This is a genomic window from Collimonas sp. GW821-FHT07E08, from assembly GCF_059418905.1.
The window spans coordinates 274,179-291,136 of sequence record NZ_JBWKQR010000003.1 but is presented as its reverse complement, the minus strand read 5'-3'; the positions used below and the strand labels follow the sequence as shown (position 1 = coordinate 291,136).

Here is a 16,958-nt window from a genome sequence, read left to right as displayed (position 1 = left end):
GCTTATTGTAGTCAAACTACCATTGATTTCCCCGCGGAAATTATTGTAGTAGCTATGGAAGACCATGGCAACCAGGCAAACGTACACAAAAAATATCCCTATCAAGCGTAAAAAAAGCGATGCACAATCCCGCTGCATCGCCCTTTTCCACTTTCTCTTGCAAAATTTCTTACAAGATGTGCCTGCCTATCCACCAGGCAATCGCGGCCATGAAGGCCGACGCCGGGATCGTCAGCACCCAGGCCCAGACGATATTTCCAGCCACTCCCCAGCGCACCGCGGAGACCCGGCGCGCCGCGCCGACGCCGACGATGGCGCCGGTGATGGTGTGGGTGGTCGAGACAGGAACGCCCAGCATGGTCGCCAGGAACAAGGTGATGGCGCCGCCGGTTTCGGCGCAAAAGCCGCCCACCGGCTTCAGCTTGGTGATCTTCTGGCCCATGGTCTTGACGATGCGCCAGCCGCCGAACAAGGTGCCCAGGCTGATCGCGCTATAGCAGGAAATGATCACCCACCAAGGCGGCAGCGTATCGCTCTGCTGCGAAAAGCCGGTGGCGATCAGCAGCATCCAGATGATGCCGATGGTCTTTTGCGCATCGTTGCCGCCGTGGCCCAGGCTGTACATCGAGGCTGACACCAGCTGCAGGCGGCGGAACCATTTGTCGACCTTGCGCGGCGTGGAGCGCACGAAGATCCACGACACCAGCACCATCATGATCGAGCCGAACACGAAACCCAGCAGCGGCGACAGGACGATGAACGCAATCGTCTTGATCAGGCCCGCCGAGATCAGCGAACCGGTGCCGGCCTTGGCTACCGCGGCGCCGACCAGGCCGCCGATCAAGGCGTGCGAAGACGACGACGGAATGCCGTAGTACCAGGTCAGGATGTTCCAGCAGATGGCGCCGACCAGCGCGCCGAACACGACGTAATGGTCGACCACATTCGGATCGATGGTGCCCTTGCCCACCGTGGCGGCCACATGCAGCTGGAATACCGCGATCGCAATGAAATTGAACAGGGCTGCCATGGCGACTGCCTGCTGCGGCTTCAGGACGCCGGTGGAAACCACGGTAGCGATAGCGTTGGCGGCATCATGGAAGCCGTTCATGAAATCGAATACCAGCGCCAGTGCAATGAGGAAAACGAGAACGTAGATACTGATTTGAAGAGTGTGCATGGATCAGGCGTTTTCTACGATGATGCCTTCGATGATGTTGGCGACATCTTCGCAACGGTCCGTTACCGTTTCCAGCAACTCGTAAATGGCTTTCAGCTTGATCAGGGTGCGCACGTCCGGTTCGTCGCGGAACAGCTTCGACATGGCGGCGCGCATCACGTGGTCGGCATCCGATTCCAGGCGGTCGATCTCGACGCAGATGGCCAGGATTTCACGCGAGTTGTCCATGTTGTGCAGCAGGCCCACCGCTGCCTTGACCTTTTCCGCGCAACCCAGGCACAGCTCGGCCAGGCGCTTGGCTTCCGGCGTGATGGCCTTGATGTCGTACAGGGAAATGGTCTGCGCCGCGTCTTCCAGCAAATCCAGGATGTCGTCCATGCGCGTGATCAGCTGATGGATATCGTCGCGATCGATAGGCGTGATGAAAGTCTTGTGCAGCATGTCGATCGCATGATGGGTGACCTGGTCGGCCTGCTTCTCAATGCCTTCGATAGCGTGCACGCGGATTTCCAGATCGTCGAAATTAGTCATCAACGCCACCATTTCCTTGGCGCCCTTGACGCATAACTCTGCGTGCTGGTTAAAGAGCTCAAAGAATTTGCCCTCGGTGGGCATCAATCGTCCAAACATGTTTATTCTCTCTTCTGAGGGTTAAGCTGAATCTACTTACTGCGCTACTTACTAACTATTATCTGCCGAATATATTGATTTAAAGCAAACAAATGTCACGAAACTGAAATATATCAGGCTCGCCCAAACGTTGTTAAGCTGGTTTTACCTGTTTCGCATTACTGCAACAAAAAATGGAAACGGCGGTCAGTCGCCGCCGTACGGCGCATCCAGATTACCAACGTAATTGTCGAATTTAGTGTATTGGCCGAGGAAACTCAGCCGGACGCTGCCGATCGGGCCGTTACGCTGCTTGCCGATAATGATTTCGGCGGTGCCCTTTTCTTGCGAATCGGGGTTGTACACCTCGTCGCGGTAGATGAACAGGATGACGTCGGCATCCTGCTCGATAGCGCCGGATTCGCGCAAGTCCGACATCACGGGACGCTTGTTGGGACGCTGCTCCAGAGAACGGTTCAGCTGCGACAGCGCGATCACCGGGCACTGCAGCTCTTTCGCCAGGCCCTTCAGGTTACGCGAGATTTCAGAAATTTCGGTCGCACGGTTTTCGCCGGCGTTGTTGGCTGACATCAGCTGCAGGTAATCGATGATGATCAGGCCCAGCGTGCCGCATTGGCGCGACAGGCGGCGCGCGCGGGCGCGCAGCTCGATCGAACTCAGAGCCGGGGTTTCATCGATGAACAGCTGGGCGTCGTTCATCTTCTGGATCGCATGCGTCAGGCGCGGCCAGTCTTCGTCGTTCAGGCGGCCGGTGCGCAAGCGGTGCTGGTCGAGCTTGCCGACCGAACCCAGCATACGCATGGCGAGCTGGGTGCCGCCCATTTCCATCGAAAAGATCGCTACCGGCAAGCCGCTGTCGAGCGCGACGTTTTCGCCGATATTCACAGAGAATGCGGTCTTGCCCATCGACGGCCGTCCGGCCACGATGACCAGGTCGCCCTTTTGCAGGCCGGAAGTCATCTTGTCGAGATCGATGAAGCCGGTCGAGACGCCGGTGATGTCGCTCTGGTTGTCGCGGTTGTAGAGTTCGTCGATGCGCTCCACAACTTGCGTCAGCAAAGGCTGGATTTCCTGGAACCCTTGGGCGCCGCGCGCGCCTTCCTCGGCGATCGCGAAGATCTTCGATTCGGCCTCGTCCAGCATCTGCTTGACTTCCTTGCCCTGCGGGCTGAAGGCCTGGCCGGAAATCTCGTCGGCGACGGTGATCAATTTGCGCAGCACGCCGCGGTCGCGCACGATCTCGGCGTAGCGGCGGATATTGGCGGCGGACGGCGTATTCTGGGCCAGCGCGTTGAGGTAGCTCAGGCCGCCGACCTCTTCAGCCTTGCCGGTGCCGCTCAGCGATTCATAGACAGTGATCACGTCGGCAGGCTTGCTGCCGTTGATCAGCTTGACCATGTGCTGGAAGATGATGCGGTGGTCGTACCGATAGAAATCGTCGGCGTTCACAAAGTCGGCGATCTTGTCCCAGGCCGCGTTATCCAGCAGCAGTCCGCCTAAAACGGATTGTTCTGCTTCGATGGAATGGGGGGGTACGCGGAGAGAATCTAACTGCGGATCGGACGGTGCTTTGGAAGGTGCTTTCATGGCGCGAATTATACCCGTTTCTGATATCGGTCTTGCCATCGCGTCCAGAAAAAGGACATAAAAAAAGCCGGGAAAACCCGGCTTTTTAACACTACAACAACTATTCCAGGCAACGTATCAAACGTGCTCGCCGATCACGGCGATAACGATGTCGACTACGACGTCGGTATGCAGGGCAACCGCAACAGCGTGCTCGCCGGTGGTCTTCAGAGGACCGATAGGCAAACGAACTTGTGCTTTTTCGACTGCGAAACCTTGCTTGGTCAACGCTTCAGCGATGTCGAAGTTGGTCACGGAACCGAACAGACGGCCGTCAACACCCGATTTTTGCGAAATCTGCACGGTCAGGCCGTTCAGTTTTTCGCCCTGGACTTGAGCGGCAGCCAGCTTGGCGGCGGCAGCTTTTTCCAGGTCGGCGCGCTTCGCTTCGAATTCAGCGATGGCAGTAGTTGTAGCACGACGTGCCATACGTTGCGGAATCAGGAAGTTACGTGCGTAACCGTCCTTGACGCGAACAACTTCACCCAGATTGCCGAGATTAACGACTTTTTCCAACAGAATGACTTGCATGTTTTTCTCCTATTTCAAGTCGTCAATTAAGCGTTGTGCAGATCGGTGTACGGCAGCAGCGCCAGGAAACGCGCGCGCTTGATCGCGGTGTCCACTTGACGTTGGTAGATTGCCTTGGTGCCGGTCAGACGTGCTGGCATGATCTTGCCGTTTTCCTGAACAAAATCCTTCAGCGTGTCGATATCTTTGTAGTCAACGCTGGCAACGTGTGCAGCGGTGAAACGGCAGAATTTCTTGCGCTTGAACAGCGGGTTTTGTTGTTGACGCTTGTTTTTCAGTTTGCTTTTATCGAACTTTTTACCGAATGCCATTTTTGGCTCCTGTATCTAAATTTTGACTAATTGATTCATCTGCAATTTCGGTTGCAGCGAAATCCGTGATGTGAAATACCAGGCTTCTACCGTTGCGGCTCTTGCGTGCCATGAATCCCGTAAACCAGAATGTCTCGCCCAATTGCGCCTTGCTGAACCTTCCCGAAATCTCGCCGACGGCTAGCGCGGCAATTTCGAATTCGATCAAGCGCTTGATGCCTGCTTCAATCGGTTCCGAGCGGTGCTGCAATATCGCAGATACGATCGGGATGCCTGCCGGTGTATAACGTATGACTTCACGTTCGGCGACTACGGCAACCAGTTGAAACACATTATTGGGTTGATCCACTCCTGATGAACTCGTCGGCTACGTAATGAATGCTGGTAGGCGGCTGATATCAGGCTGCCGGCGCTTCGGTGCGATGGCTCTTGGCAGCATCTTCCTTCTGCACAGCCTTCATCATTGGCGAAGGACCGGTTTCGGCCTTCTTCAGCTTGACGGTCAGATGACGCAGCACTGCATCATTGAACTTGAAGCCGGTTTCGATTTCAGCCAGGGTTTCGCTGTCGCACTCGATGTTGAGGCAGACGTAATGTGCTTTAGCCAGTTTCTGGATCAGGTATGCCAGTTGGCGGCGGCCCCAGTCTTCCACGCGATGCACAGTGCCGCCACGTGTAGTGACGATGCCTTTGTAGCGCTCGATCATCGCAGGCACTTGCTCGCTTTGATCTGGATGGACGATAAATACGATTTCATAATGACGCATGTAAGCTCCTTTTGGACGGATTGAAAAATCGCCCACCTCGGCGTCAAGACGAGTGTGGGAAGAGGAAAACCAGCAATAGTACTAGCAATTGCAACAAAACTCAATGATTTCAGACCCTGGCCCTGGCCGGGATGTAAGTAAATAGCTAAAGAGTGGTCAAATCGCATCAAATTGTCTTGCATTTGCACAAATACTGTACAAAAATACAGACTGTTGTTATGCACAGCATAGGTTGGGCGCGCCAGCGCTGCCTTTACTGTTTTTTTACCGCTTTTCCAAGCACTCCCACACCATTTTTTTACACCAAAATACGCCATGATCAAATTGACCGCACGTCAGCAGCAAATCCTCGATCTGATCAAGGACGCCATCGAAAACACCGGCTTCCCGCCGACGCGCGCCGAAATAGCAACGGAACTCGGCTTCCGCTCAGCCAATGCGGCAGAAGAACATCTGCAGGCGCTGGCGCGCAAGGGCGCCATCGTGATCTCGGCCGGCACCTCGCGCGGAATCCGGCTGACCGAAAGCGCCAGCCGCAGCCAGGGCACGCAGCTGGCCTTGCCGCACCCGGCCCTGATGCAGCTCAGCCTGCCGCTGGTCGGACGGGTCGCGGCGGGCTCGCCGATCCTGGCGCAAGAACATATCCAGGCCAGCTACAACGTCGACCCTGCCCTGTTCAGCGCCAAACCGGATTACCTGCTGAAGGTGCGCGGGATGTCGATGCGCGACGCCGGCATCCTGGACGGCGACCTGCTCGCGGTCAAGAAAGCCGACAGCGCCAGGAATGGCCAGATCGTGGTGGCCCGCCTGGGCGACGACGTCACCGTCAAGCGTTACCAGAAAACCGGCTCCACTATCCAGCTGCTGCCGGAAAATCCTGATTTCGAGCCGATCATCGTGACATCCAGCCAAGAGGATTTCGCCCTGGAGGGCCTGGCGGTCGGACTATTGCGCAGCTGGAATTAATCAGGAACGATCAAGGCGACGCCGTTTGGTCAGTATCTGGCTGGCGATGCCGCGCAAAATATTGACCTCCTCGGTTTCCAGCTGGGTGCGCGAGAACAGCCGCTTCAAGCGCGGCATCAGCTTTTTCGGGCTGGCCGGATCAAGGAATTCGATCTCTATCAAGGCTTGTTCAAGATGGGCGAACATGCCGTCGATGTCGGTCAGGCTGGCGGCGTTGCCCTGGAAACCGATCTCTCCGCTGCTTGCCGGCGACACATCTTCACTGGCTGCAACCCGGCATTCATACGCCAGCACCTGCACTGCCTGCGCCAGGTTCAGCGATGAATACTCGGGATTGGCCGGGATATTCAGCAACACATTGCATTTTTCGACAATCTCGTTAGGCAGCCCGTAACGTTCGCTGCCGAAGATGACGGCCGCATTCAGGCTGGCATCGCCGGCCAGCTGTGCCGCCAAGGCGCGCGGCGCCATCAAGGGCGGGGAAAATTCTCGCAAGCGGGCACTCAGGGCGGCAGCGAAGTTGCAGCCTTCCAGGGCCTGCTCCAGGCTGTCGACAATCCGCGCCGCCGCCAGGACATCCTGCGCGCCGCTGGCAAACGCGACCGCTTCCTCACGCTGCAACACGTCGGGGAAACGCGGGTTGACCAGGACCAGCTCGGAAAACCCCATGGTTTTGATAGCGCGTGCAGCAGCACCGACATTGCCGGGACTGCTGGTTTCGACCAGCACAAAGCGCAGCCGATTGAAAAGAGACGTGTTGATTTTTGCCGGGTTCATTTAAAATAGCGCCATTACGCGGATTTCTTCGACTAAAAGTTGCTTATTTTTCGAAATATTCACTGAAACATCCGCATCGTTCATTATTATTCATCATATAGGTGGTTCTGTTCCCGGTTGGCACAGTGCCGCCATTTTAACGGAACACTATCATGCATCCAATGCTCAATACGGCCATCAAGGCCGCCCGCAATGGCGCCAAGGTTATCTCGCGCGCCTCTTTCGACCTCGATTTGCTGAAAGTCACCAAAAAGCAGCATAACGACTTTGTCACCGAAGTCGACCAGGCTGCGGAAGCGGCGATCATTGATGTACTGAAGAATGCCTACCCGGACCACGCCATCCTGGCCGAGGAATCTGGCGCCTCCGCCAACCTGCATGACGATAATGAAAACGTCTGGATCATCGATCCGCTCGACGGCACCACCAATTTCATCCACGGTTTCCCGCAATACTGCGTCTCGATCGCGCTGCAGCACCGCGGCCAGATTACCCAGGCAGTCGTGTACGACCCGACTCGCAACGATTTGTTCACAGCCACCAAGGGTTCCGGCGCCTACCTGAACGACAAGCGGATCCGCGTCGGCAAGCGCGACAAGATCGCCGACGCCCTGATTGGCACCGGCTTCCCTTTCCGCGAAACCGAAGGCCCGGCCATGGATGAATACATGAAAATGTTCCGCATCATGACGCAAAGCTGCGCCGGCCTGCGCCGTCCGGGCGCCGCCGCCCTCGACCTGGCTTACGTCGCAGCGGGCCGCCTTGACGGTTTCTTTGAAAAAGGCCTGAAGCCTTGGGACATCGCTGCGGGCTCCCTGCTGATCAGCGAATCGGGCGGCATCGTCGGCGATTTCACCGGCGAATCCGATTACTTGTACAAGGGCGACGTGCTGGCCGGCAGCCCGAAAGTATTTGCGCAGATGGTTGGCTTGCTGTCGCCGTACGCCGCCAAATAACCCCCTGAATTTTCCGGGGCAAGAGGAACCTTGCCTCGGAAGCATCATAAAACTCTGCTTTGTCATTTCAACTGCGTGGCCGGGCGACTACAATGCATGCGCAACAGCGCAATTGGACAGCCCTAACGACCATTTCTCAACTCGCAGGAGAACAATATGGCAGTCAAACCAATTCCGGACGGATATTCTTCCGTCACTCCCTACCTCATTGTCAACGGCGCGGCCGACGCAATCGCGTTTTACAAAAAAGCTTTTAACGCAGTGGAAATAATGCGCATGGACGGGCCTGACCACAGAATCGGGCATGCAGAAATCAAGATCGGCGATTCCCACGTCATGCTGGCCGACGAATTCCCTGAGATGGATATCCGCAGCCCGAAAACACTGGGCGGGGCTGGCGTCAGCATCATGCTCTATGTTGAAGACGTGGATGTGGTTTTCCCGCGGGCAATCGCTGCCGGCGGCACGCAGGTGCGGCCGCTGCAAGACCAGTTCTACGGCGACCGCTCCGGCACCCTGAAAGACCCGTTCGGCCACGTCTGGACCGTAGGCACGCACATCGCCGACTATTCGGACGAAGAAGTGCGCGAGCGCGCCGCTGCCGCCATGAAGCAAGCCAGCTGACCCGCGTTGCACACCGTGCGGTCCGCTTTATTTCCAGGCGGATCGCCAGCGGCTCTTTTATCACCCCCGGCCCCACAACATGCGGGAATTGCTTGCCTGCAGCGCGCCGTTGTTATACTCTGCGGCGACACAGCAAATTCTCCAGTCAAATACTGCTGTCAAGGATGTTATCGGGCTGAAAAGCAAATGCCAGCCCAGCTGACTCCAATCTCCTCTAATCCGTTTGCCTGCGACTGGCGCCTTGCAGAAGGCGACAGGCCGATACTATTCTATTGAGTTGTCATGTCTTTTTCTGAACTCGGCTTGTCCGAAGCCATCGTTCGTGCCGTAACCGAACACGGATACACTACCCCTACTCCAATCCAGACCCAGGCCATTCCTGCAGTGCTGGCAGGCGGCGATTTGCTAGCCGGCGCCCAGACCGGCACCGGCAAGACCGCCGGCTTTACGCTGCCGGTGCTGCACCGCTTGTCGACATCGGCCACCAACCCGGTCGGCAGCCAGCGCCCGATCCGCGCGCTGGTGCTGACACCGACCCGCGAACTGGCCGCCCAGGTCGAAGAAAGCGTGCGCCTGTACGGCAAATACCTGAAGCTGACCTCGGCCGTGATTTTCGGCGGCGTCGGCATCAACCCGCAAATCAAGCTGCTCAAGCATGGCGTCGATATCCTGGTGTGCACCCCGGGCCGCCTGCTGGACCATATGCAGCAAGGCACCGTCAACCTGAACCACGTGGAAATCCTGATCCTGGACGAAGCCGACCGCATGCTGGACATGGGCTTTATCCGCGACATCAAGAAGATCCTTGCCGTGCTGCCGAAGAAACGCCAGAACCTGCTGTTCTCGGCCACCTTCTCGGACGAGATCAAGATCCTCGCCGACAACCTGCTGAACTCGCCGGCCATGATCGAAGTGGCGCGCCGCAACTCGACGGTCGAAGTGATCCAGCAAAAGATCCACCCGGTCGACCGCGACCGCAAGCATCCGCTGCTGGCGCATTTGATCAAGACTCACCAATGGTCGCAAGTGCTGGTGTTTACCCGCACCAAGCACGGCGCCAACAAACTGGTCGAGCAACTGGAAAAAGACGGCATCAGCGGCATGGCGATCCACGGCAACAAGAGCCAGTCGGCACGCACCCGCGCGCTGGCCGAATTCAAGGACGGCAGCCTGCAGGTGCTGGTAGCAACCGACATCGCGGCACGCGGCATCGATATCGACCAGCTGCCGCACGTGGTCAACTACGACCTGCCTAACGTGCCGGAAGACTATGTCCACCGGATCGGCCGCACCGGCCGCGCCGGCGCTACCGGTGAAGCGGTATCGCTGGTGTGCGTGGATGAACACCAGATGCTGAAGGATATCGAGAAGCTGATCAAGCGTGAATTGCCGAAGGAAGTGGTTGCCGGTTTTGAACCTGATCCAAATGCCCGCGCCCAGCCTATACAGCTGCGTAGCGGCGGTGGCGGCGGCAATCGCGGCGCAGGAGGCGGCGGCGGACGTGGACGCTCACAAGGCGCCGCGCCTGGCGTCAAGCCAGGCCAGGGACCATCCCGCGGCCACGGCGGCGGCAATGGTGCGGCACCGCGTCCTGCGGCTCCACGCCGCTCCGGCGGCCGCGGCCGCTAAACCTCACTGGTGGCAGTGCGATGCCGGCTCAGCCGGCATCGCACATTCGGCGCCGCGCCCTCCTCTCCGGTTCAGTTCAGGCAATCAAACAAACCGTCAAAGATCGTCATGCTCGAGCCTGGCAACGGCGCACGGAGCGGCCTGTCGCCCGCCAGTGCGCTGTAAAACGACGCTACCGGCGTCTGCGCCGCCAGCGGCGAGCGGCAGGCCCAAGTGCGCGCATCGGTCACGACCTTGCCGTTGGCGGCATCGATTTCAGCGTTACTGCCCGCAAACACCCACACACACTCTCCCATCGTGCCGTCGGACTGCCGCACCGAGCAGCGGTAGCGCAAGGCTTGCATATTGCTGAACTCGCCTTCGCAGATGGTATCGCCGCAGATATCGTCGAAATCCCGATGCAGCCGCCGCTCCAGGTCGTGGAAGGCATCCCAGCCCTGCCCATCGCCTGGATAATGCACGGCGTCGACATATTCGGCCGCGTTCGCCGGTATCGCGCAAAACGTCAAGGCGCCGGCCGCGCACAGGAACGCCGCGGCCCAAACCAGCGCACTGCCGGCGAACCGGCCAAGCACGATCTTGCAGCATGCGAAAAAACGTAAATTACTGGATAAGCTGGCTATGGCAGGCATGCAATTCTCCTTCGGTGAGAGGCAACGGTGTGCGGCACCGGATGGATGCCATTGACACATCATAATGTTGCTCGCGCCGCCCAGCCAATAAGCGCGGGCCTAAGCTGATCGAGGGGAAATTTGAAGAGAAGAAAACAGGCAGGAAAAATCCGCGAACACGTGTCGCAGACGAAATTTTACAAAGATGGATTTTGACAATGGAATGCCGCGTTGAAAGTCAGGCTAAAACTGGTCCGGCCGGAGGGAATCGAACCCCCAACATTTCGGGTAGAAGCCGAATGCTCTATCCAGTTGAGCTACGGCCGGATTCATGCGCCTGTTGCCTTGATTCCGATCGGGAGATCGCTTCATTGCCGAGCCTGCCGCTCTTCAAGCACAAAAAATAAAAAGAGCCGTCCGAAGACAGCCTCTTTTTTATTTTTTGGTCGAAGCATAACAATTCAAACCTCGGACCCCTGGCCCAAACCAGGCAATAAAATCGGAACGTCTTATAAATCAAAGGCTTGGCTATTGCCCGTCGCAGGAGTATAGCAGAGCTGCGCGGGGAAGAAAATAGGAGGCTCGCGCAAAAGTCGCGCAAAATATCCAAAAAAAACTATCCGCCTAAAGCTCCTCTTTTAATTAGGGCGCCTATTTCGAAATCAAAAAGTTCATGCCCGCTGAAGGCTGTCTTGCTCCATGAAAAAATGCATGAACTGCTCCGCCGCCATGGGTTTTCCAAAGTAATAGCCTTGCATCATATCGCATGAATTACCTCTCAGGAAAGCAAGCTGGGCTTCGTTTTCCACTCCCTCGGCAACCACTTCGAGACGCAAGCTATGCGCCAGCGCAATAATGCTTTTAATGATGGCGACGTCATCCAGGTCATGGGGGACATCACGCACGAAGGACTGGTCTATCTTGACGACATCAACAGGAAAGCGCTTAAGGTAGGCAAGCGAGGAATAGCCGGTACCGAAATCGTCGATGGTCAGGCGCACTCCGAGAGTATGCAGCCGATACAGCGCCTGTAAATTATTTTCGGCATTTTCCATGAGGGTGCTCTCGGTGATCTCCAGCTCCAGCAACTGTGGAGGCAAACTGGTTTCTACCAGGAGCTGTTCCACAGCGTCAGTGAAATCGGACCTTAACTGTCGCACGGAAAAATTCACAGCCATTCTCATTGCCGGCATGCCAGATTTGATCCAGCTTTGCAACTGAACACATGCTGTACGCATCACCCAGGCGCCAATCATATTGATCAGGTCGGTTTCTTCCGCAAGCGGGATGAAATCCTTGGGCGCCAGCATGCCTCGGGTCGGATGATGCCAACGCACCAGCGCTTCCACGCCGACGATACGACCTGTGTCGCACCGGATCTGCGGCTGATAAAACACCTCCAGTTCCTTCCGGTTCAACGCTTCGCGCAAATCGCTTTCCAAGGACAGGTGTTCGGACATTGAGTGTTCCATGGAAGCTTCGAAAAACATGAAGCCCGAGTTGGCTTTCTTGGCACGGTACATTGCGGCGTCGGCATGCTGCAGCAAGGTGCCGACATCAGCACCGTCCTGAGGATAGAGCGAAATGCCGATGCTGGCGCTAACGACGATACCGTGGCCGCTGATCAGGAAGGGTTTAGCCAGGGATTGGCAAATTTTCTGGGCAACGAGCGTGGCTGTATCCGAAGTTGCCACATCCGCCAGTACGACGGTGAACTCATCGCCGCCCAATCGGGCCACGCAATCGACTATGCGTACGCTGCGCTGGATGCGCCGCGCTACAGCTATCAGCAACTGATCGCCGACATCGTGGCCGAGCGTGTCGTTCACGTACTTGAACCGATCTAAATCCAGGAACAGCACGGCCGCGCCGTTCCCGCTCCGCTGCGCCTGCTCGATGCTGCGCTTCAACTGATCGAAAAACATGGCCCGGTTCGGCAAGCCGGTCAACGAATCGCTGAAGGCCAGGTCGCGCACTCGCCGCTCCGCGCGATTGGCTTCGACGATGCGGCGTACCCGCTGCGGCAGGACCGCGAAGTGGATCGGCTTCGGTATATAGTCGCTGGCGCCTGCGGCGAACGCACGCTCTACCGACAAGTTGTCTTCCAGGCCGGTGATGATCAATACCGGGATATGCTGGCGGCTGGGAATCTCTTGCATGCGGGCGCAGGCGGCAAATCCGTCCATGACTGGCATCACGGCGTCCATCAATATGACGTCTGGTTTTATCCGCTTAAGGACACGTAGCGCCTGGGCGCCGTTTTCCGCCTCCGCCACCCGGAAACCGTCTCTTAACAAGGTATAGCGCAGGGCGCTGCGGGTGCTGCGGTCATCATCGACCACAAGCACCAAGGCGCTGCCTTCCGTCGGTTTTGTGCTGAAATAGTTTTCACTTGAGACCTCGCTGTAAAGCAAGGCGGCGACATCATCGAACGCCGCACGCAACCGCGGCAGCAAAAGACGGATTTCATCGATCTGCCCGGCCAGCTCCAGTTCTTCCACTTTCTTGGCCAACTGGGTCATGCTGGTTGCTCCCAGGTTGCCGCTGCTGCCCTTGATGGCATGGGCTAAAGACCGGATGGCATCCGCGTCTTTCTGCCTTACGGCTTGCTCCAGCTGTTCCAGGTTAAGCGGCATATCTTCCAGGTAGGGCGTCACCGCTTGCTGCAAGCTGGGCCCTAATATCTCCTGCAGCTTATCGAATACAGTCCGATCCAAAGGACTGGCCTCAGTCTCGCTCAGGCTGGCTGCCATCGATGCCGTTTCGGATTCCTTTGACCTGCCGCCGGCAGCGCGAATCAGCCACTTCTCCAGCTTATGCCGTAGCTCGATCAGCGTGATCGGCTTTGCCAGGTAATCATCCATTCCTGCCGCCAGGCATTTCTCCACATCGCCGCTCTGGGTATTGGCGGTCATGGCGACGATTGGCGTGTGCCGCAACCCAGGCCCTTCGATATTGCGGATCCGCGCAGTGACCTCATATCCATCCATCTCAGGCATATTGCAATCCATCAGGACCAGATCAAAGTGGCTGCGCTGAACGGCCTCGATCGCCGCCCAGCCGTTGTCGACGCATTCGCAGAAACAATCGCTCATGACAAGCATGCCGGTAGCCACCACCTGGTTGGTGCGATTGTCATCGACGACCAATACCCGGTATTGTTTTGCCTTGGCAGGCAGTGCGCCGGGCGATTGTGCGGCAAGGATTTCGGCGGCGCCTGATTGCCGGTCCGGCCGCGGCTGGCGGATCGCCTCCAATAGACGCTGCAAGCGTAACGGCTTGTCCAGATAGGCATCGACTCCCTTGAACTGTGCGTCTTTCGCTGCGCCATAGTGCTGCAACAGCAGCAGACGTGCCGTCGCCAGCGCCGGCGCGGTGCGTATATATCGCAGCAAGTCCGCGTCCTCGCCTTCTGCCTGCGTGCATTCGGTGATGATCAGCGCATATGGCGTTTTCGCCGCCCGCTCCAGTTCTTCCCGCGCTTCCCCGGCACTGTAGGCTATGCGGCATTGCATCCCGTGACTTGCCAGGCTTTGCAGCAGGAACCTGCGTACGATCTCGCTTTTCGCTGCAATCAGGACATGCATCCCTTGCAAGTCCGGCTCCGGCGCAACTGCAGCCTGCTTCTCAGCCGGCTGGCAAACAATCGTGAACCAGAATGTAGCGCCTTGGCCCGGCGCACTGACCACCCCGATCCCGCCTCCCATGAGCTCCACCAGCTGCTTGCAAATCGCCAGGCCGAGGCCGGTCCCGCCGTATTGGCGAGCGGTGGCGCTGTCGGCCTGGGCAAAAGAATCGAATACATGGAGCGCCGCATCATGGTCCATGCCGATGCCGGTGTCGCTTACTTCTATCCTCAGGCCGAAATGTTCGCCGCTGTCCTGACTGCGGGAAATGCGGACAGCCACCTCGCCATGTCCGGTAAATTTCAAGGCGTTTCCCACCAGGTTGGTGAGAACCTGCCGCAAGCGCATGGAGTCGCCTTTGATCAGATCAGGAACGTCGGCTGCCAGTAGATAACCAAGGTCCAGTTCTTTTTCCCGGGCCTGCTTGGCGAACAGATCGAGGACTTCTTCCACCAGTTTGCGCAAGTTGAAATCGATTTCTTCCAATATCAGCTTGTTGGCCTCTATCTTGGAGAAATCGAGGACATCGTTGATCAAGTCAATCAGCGTATGGGCCGAACTCCAGGCCACTTCGACGCATTCCATTTGCGGTTTGGTGAGCCGCATTTCCCTTAGCATGTCCAGCATTCCCACCACGCCGCTCAACGGTGTACGCACTTCATGGCTCACCGTCGCGGCAAACTGGGCCTTCATCATTGCTGCGTGCAATGCCTGGTCGCGTGACTGCTTCAATTCGAGCTCGCGCTCTTCCAGTACCGCCATCATTTTATTGAAGGCTTTGGCCATGTCTATGATGTCGCGCGGCCCCTCGCCCGCTGCGCGCATGCCCGACTCGCCTGACTCGGCGCGCCCCATCAGCTCGGACAAGGCATTCAAGGGGCGGATCAGGTTGTGCGCCAAAAGGCGCATGATTCCCAGCAAGATAAGAGCGAAGGAAAGCGTGATGGCCAGATTGACCATCAGCAAAGAGAGCACCAGGTGATTCATGGTTCCCTTGCCAAGCACGATATATACATACCCAAGGAGCTGCGGCTTGCTTTCCTGCAGCTCGAACGGCGACGTTGCTGCATGGCCTTGATAGACCGGCGCGCCGAAACGCCATTCCTTATCGTTTTCCTGCTCCAGCATGGCCTTGGTCGGAGCGATGCCAGTCTGCGGCCCTTGAATCGGCCCGGCTACCTTGCCTGCCTTGGTTTCAAACAGCAGAACTTTGTTAGCGGTATCGGTAATCTCCACCTGGAGCACGTCAGGAAACGCAAGCGTGGTAGCGACCTCCTCACGCACATTGTCGGCGGAATGGTAAAGCAGGGCCAGGGTGCTTTGACGCGCCAGGTTCTCTGCGATATGCAGCCCTTGCTCAATCAGGTAACCCCGCACGCTGCGATTGGTTTGCCAGGAATTCATCAAGGACGAAAACAACGCCAGGCCCAGGATCGAGATAGTGACAATCGCCATCAGTTGACGGCGAAATCCGGTGCGGCGTAAGTAGGATTGCAACATGATGGGCTCGTCAAGATGAGGAAAAAAAGGCATCGCATACCGGCTGGCCACGCGAATTGCACCTGTACTGAATGAACATGCTCGTACGCTAAGGCTCCGGAAAAACAAAATCAAAACTGCGCTGCTGCTGATAATCGAGATTTAACCCGACGTGACTGGCAGTGCGCAGATTGACTGCCGTCAGCACCTCGCGCAGCGGCGACACGCCACGCTTGCGTGATTCTCCTGAAAGTACGCCCAAGGCGGAACTTGCCAGGTCGCGTCCCAGCCCCAGGTTGTTCGGATACAAGGCGAACATGACACCCTTTTTGACATGCAGGAAGCTGCTGGAAAAGACCGGCAAACCGCGACTCCAGGATTCCTTCAGGACCAGCGGCAAGATGGTTTCATCATCTACCGTAGTAGCATCCTGAGGCAGCCAGATTGCATCCTGGCGGCTGTCAGCGGTAGCGAAAGCAGCGTCATAGAGGTGCGCCGCCGAGGCCAGGTCACGGGCTTCGCGGGCGACCAGTTCCAGGCCTTGCGCCTTGGCTGCCTCACGCGCCAGTTTGATCAGCCAGTCGTTATGCTGCGGATCGTAGATCACGGTCACCCTTTTTATGCCGGGCAGCAGTCGTTTCAATAGTACGAACAGCAGGGCCGGATCCGGCGTCAAACTGATGCCGGTCAGGTTGCGGCTTTCGTTTTCGGGTACCGACAGCACACCGCCAACCACTACCGCTATCTCCGGCGCCAACCCGGATGTAGCCTTCAATCCTTGGCGCCCCAGCGCTATCACCACCTTGACGCCGCCGCGCGCCAATTGCGCGCCAAGGTCGCTGGCATTGGTGTTGGGACCGACGGCGTAAGTGTTTATCGGCACTTTTGCTTGCTCCTGGATGCCTTCGATAATCTTGGAAAAGATGCTGCGATAGGGTTCGCCAATGTCTGGATAAATGACAGCGATCGCACCTTTGCCATCCATGATCTCCTGTCGTCTTGGCGCGTCCAGCGCGGCCATGGCGGCGATGATCAGCGGCTGGAATTGGCTGCGCGCAGCGCGCATCCCCGCCGTATTTTCGTACCAGTCCGGCAAGTGGCTGGCGCCGGCGCGCCGGCCAGGCTCCTGGTAGACGCCCCCCTGGGCAGCGTAGCCGAATGTACACGCCAGCAAAAGAAGCAAGCTCGCTTCGATCCGCAATACAACCGCACAGGAGACCCTGGGCAGTTGAATCAGCACGGATG

General features: G+C 57.5%; 15 protein-coding genes and 1 tRNA gene. 4 read left to right on the top strand and 12 right to left on the bottom strand.

The annotated features are described in order from the left end of the window. Positions 1 to 169 precede the first annotated feature (169 nt). The 7 genes from AC07RZ_RS05795 to rpsF form a co-directional block, all read right to left on the bottom strand. Positions 170 to 1,180, bottom strand: coding sequence for an inorganic phosphate transporter (locus AC07RZ_RS05795; protein ID WP_144736811.1), 1,011 nt, complete (start codon positions 1,178 to 1,180; stop codon positions 170 to 172). Positions 1,181 to 1,183: 3 nt separating this feature from the next. Continuing rightward, positions 1,184 to 1,810 carry a DUF47 domain-containing protein gene (locus tag AC07RZ_RS05790; protein ID WP_014006461.1) on the bottom strand — a complete coding sequence of 209 codons (627 nt, stop codon included), beginning with the start codon at positions 1,808 to 1,810 and terminating at the stop codon, positions 1,184 to 1,186. A 186-nt stretch (positions 1,811 to 1,996) separates the two neighbouring features. Continuing rightward, positions 1,997 to 3,397 carry a replicative DNA helicase gene (locus AC07RZ_RS05785; protein WP_092394053.1) on the bottom strand — a complete coding sequence of 467 codons (1,401 nt, stop codon included), beginning with the start codon at positions 3,395 to 3,397 and terminating at the stop codon, positions 1,997 to 1,999. 117 nt (positions 3,398 to 3,514) lie between these two features. Beyond that, positions 3,515 to 3,967: a 50S ribosomal protein L9 gene (gene rplI, locus AC07RZ_RS05780; protein WP_144736813.1), complete on the bottom strand. Its 453-nt coding sequence runs from the start codon at positions 3,965 to 3,967 to the stop codon at positions 3,515 to 3,517. A gap of 26 nt (positions 3,968 to 3,993) precedes the next feature. Further along, positions 3,994 to 4,278: a 30S ribosomal protein S18 gene (rpsR, locus tag AC07RZ_RS05775; protein WP_014006464.1), complete on the bottom strand. Its 285-nt coding sequence runs from the start codon at positions 4,276 to 4,278 to the stop codon at positions 3,994 to 3,996. Then, positions 4,265 to 4,627 (bottom strand): primosomal replication protein N, encoded by a 363-nt coding sequence (gene priB, locus AC07RZ_RS05770; RefSeq protein ID WP_144736814.1) that lies wholly within the window; start codon positions 4,625 to 4,627, stop codon positions 4,265 to 4,267. The genes rpsR and priB overlap by 14 nt, the downstream gene beginning before the upstream one ends. A gap of 49 nt (positions 4,628 to 4,676) precedes the next feature. After that, positions 4,677 to 5,045, bottom strand: a complete 369-nt coding sequence (rpsF, locus tag AC07RZ_RS05765; protein ID WP_038488331.1) for a 30S ribosomal protein S6 — start codon at positions 5,043 to 5,045, stop codon at positions 4,677 to 4,679. Positions 5,046 to 5,360: 315 nt separating this feature from the next. Between rpsF and lexA the strand changes: the two genes are divergently transcribed. Continuing rightward, a complete protein-coding gene (gene lexA / locus AC07RZ_RS05760) occupies positions 5,361 to 6,011 on the top strand; it encodes a transcriptional repressor LexA (RefSeq protein ID WP_092394063.1) in 651 nt (216 codons plus the stop codon). On the opposite strand, the gene AC07RZ_RS05755 is transcribed toward lexA, so the two are convergent. Continuing rightward, on the bottom strand, positions 6,012 to 6,788 hold the full coding sequence (locus AC07RZ_RS05755) for an RNA methyltransferase (RefSeq protein WP_342828488.1): 777 nt from the start codon (positions 6,786 to 6,788) through the stop codon (positions 6,012 to 6,014). A gap of 152 nt (positions 6,789 to 6,940) precedes the next feature. Between AC07RZ_RS05755 and AC07RZ_RS05750 the strand changes: the two genes are divergently transcribed. The 3 genes from AC07RZ_RS05750 to AC07RZ_RS05740 all read left to right on the top strand — a co-directional run bounded on the left by AC07RZ_RS05750 (position 6,941) and on the right by AC07RZ_RS05740 (position 9,997). Further along, positions 6,941 to 7,744, top strand: a complete 804-nt coding sequence (locus AC07RZ_RS05750) for an inositol monophosphatase family protein (protein ID WP_494667242.1) — start codon at positions 6,941 to 6,943, stop codon at positions 7,742 to 7,744. Positions 7,745 to 7,900: 156 nt separating this feature from the next. Further along, positions 7,901 to 8,368, top strand: a complete 468-nt coding sequence (locus AC07RZ_RS05745) for a VOC family protein (RefSeq protein ID WP_494667241.1) — start codon at positions 7,901 to 7,903, stop codon at positions 8,366 to 8,368. A 282-nt stretch (positions 8,369 to 8,650) separates the two neighbouring features. Beyond that, positions 8,651 to 9,997 carry a DEAD/DEAH box helicase gene (locus tag AC07RZ_RS05740; protein ID WP_144736822.1) on the top strand — a complete coding sequence of 449 codons (1,347 nt, stop codon included), beginning with the start codon at positions 8,651 to 8,653 and terminating at the stop codon, positions 9,995 to 9,997. Positions 9,998 to 10,068: 71 nt separating this feature from the next. Here AC07RZ_RS05740 and AC07RZ_RS05735 read toward each other — a convergent pair whose 3' ends face one another. The 4 genes from AC07RZ_RS05735 to AC07RZ_RS05720 all read right to left on the bottom strand — a co-directional run bounded on the left by AC07RZ_RS05735 (position 10,069) and on the right by AC07RZ_RS05720 (position 16,953). After that, a complete protein-coding gene (locus tag AC07RZ_RS05735) occupies positions 10,069 to 10,629 on the bottom strand; it encodes a hypothetical protein (RefSeq protein ID WP_494667240.1) in 561 nt (186 codons plus the stop codon). 229 nt (positions 10,630 to 10,858) lie between these two features. Next, a tRNA-Arg gene (locus tag AC07RZ_RS05730) sits at positions 10,859 to 10,935 on the bottom strand. A 344-nt stretch (positions 10,936 to 11,279) separates the two neighbouring features. Further along, positions 11,280 to 15,734: an EAL domain-containing protein gene (locus tag AC07RZ_RS05725; protein ID WP_494667239.1), complete on the bottom strand. Its 4,455-nt coding sequence runs from the start codon at positions 15,732 to 15,734 to the stop codon at positions 11,280 to 11,282. 88 nt (positions 15,735 to 15,822) lie between these two features. Beyond that, positions 15,823 to 16,953: an ABC transporter substrate-binding protein gene (locus tag AC07RZ_RS05720; protein WP_494667238.1), complete on the bottom strand. Its 1,131-nt coding sequence runs from the start codon at positions 16,951 to 16,953 to the stop codon at positions 15,823 to 15,825. Positions 16,954 to 16,958: the final 5 nt, after the last annotated feature.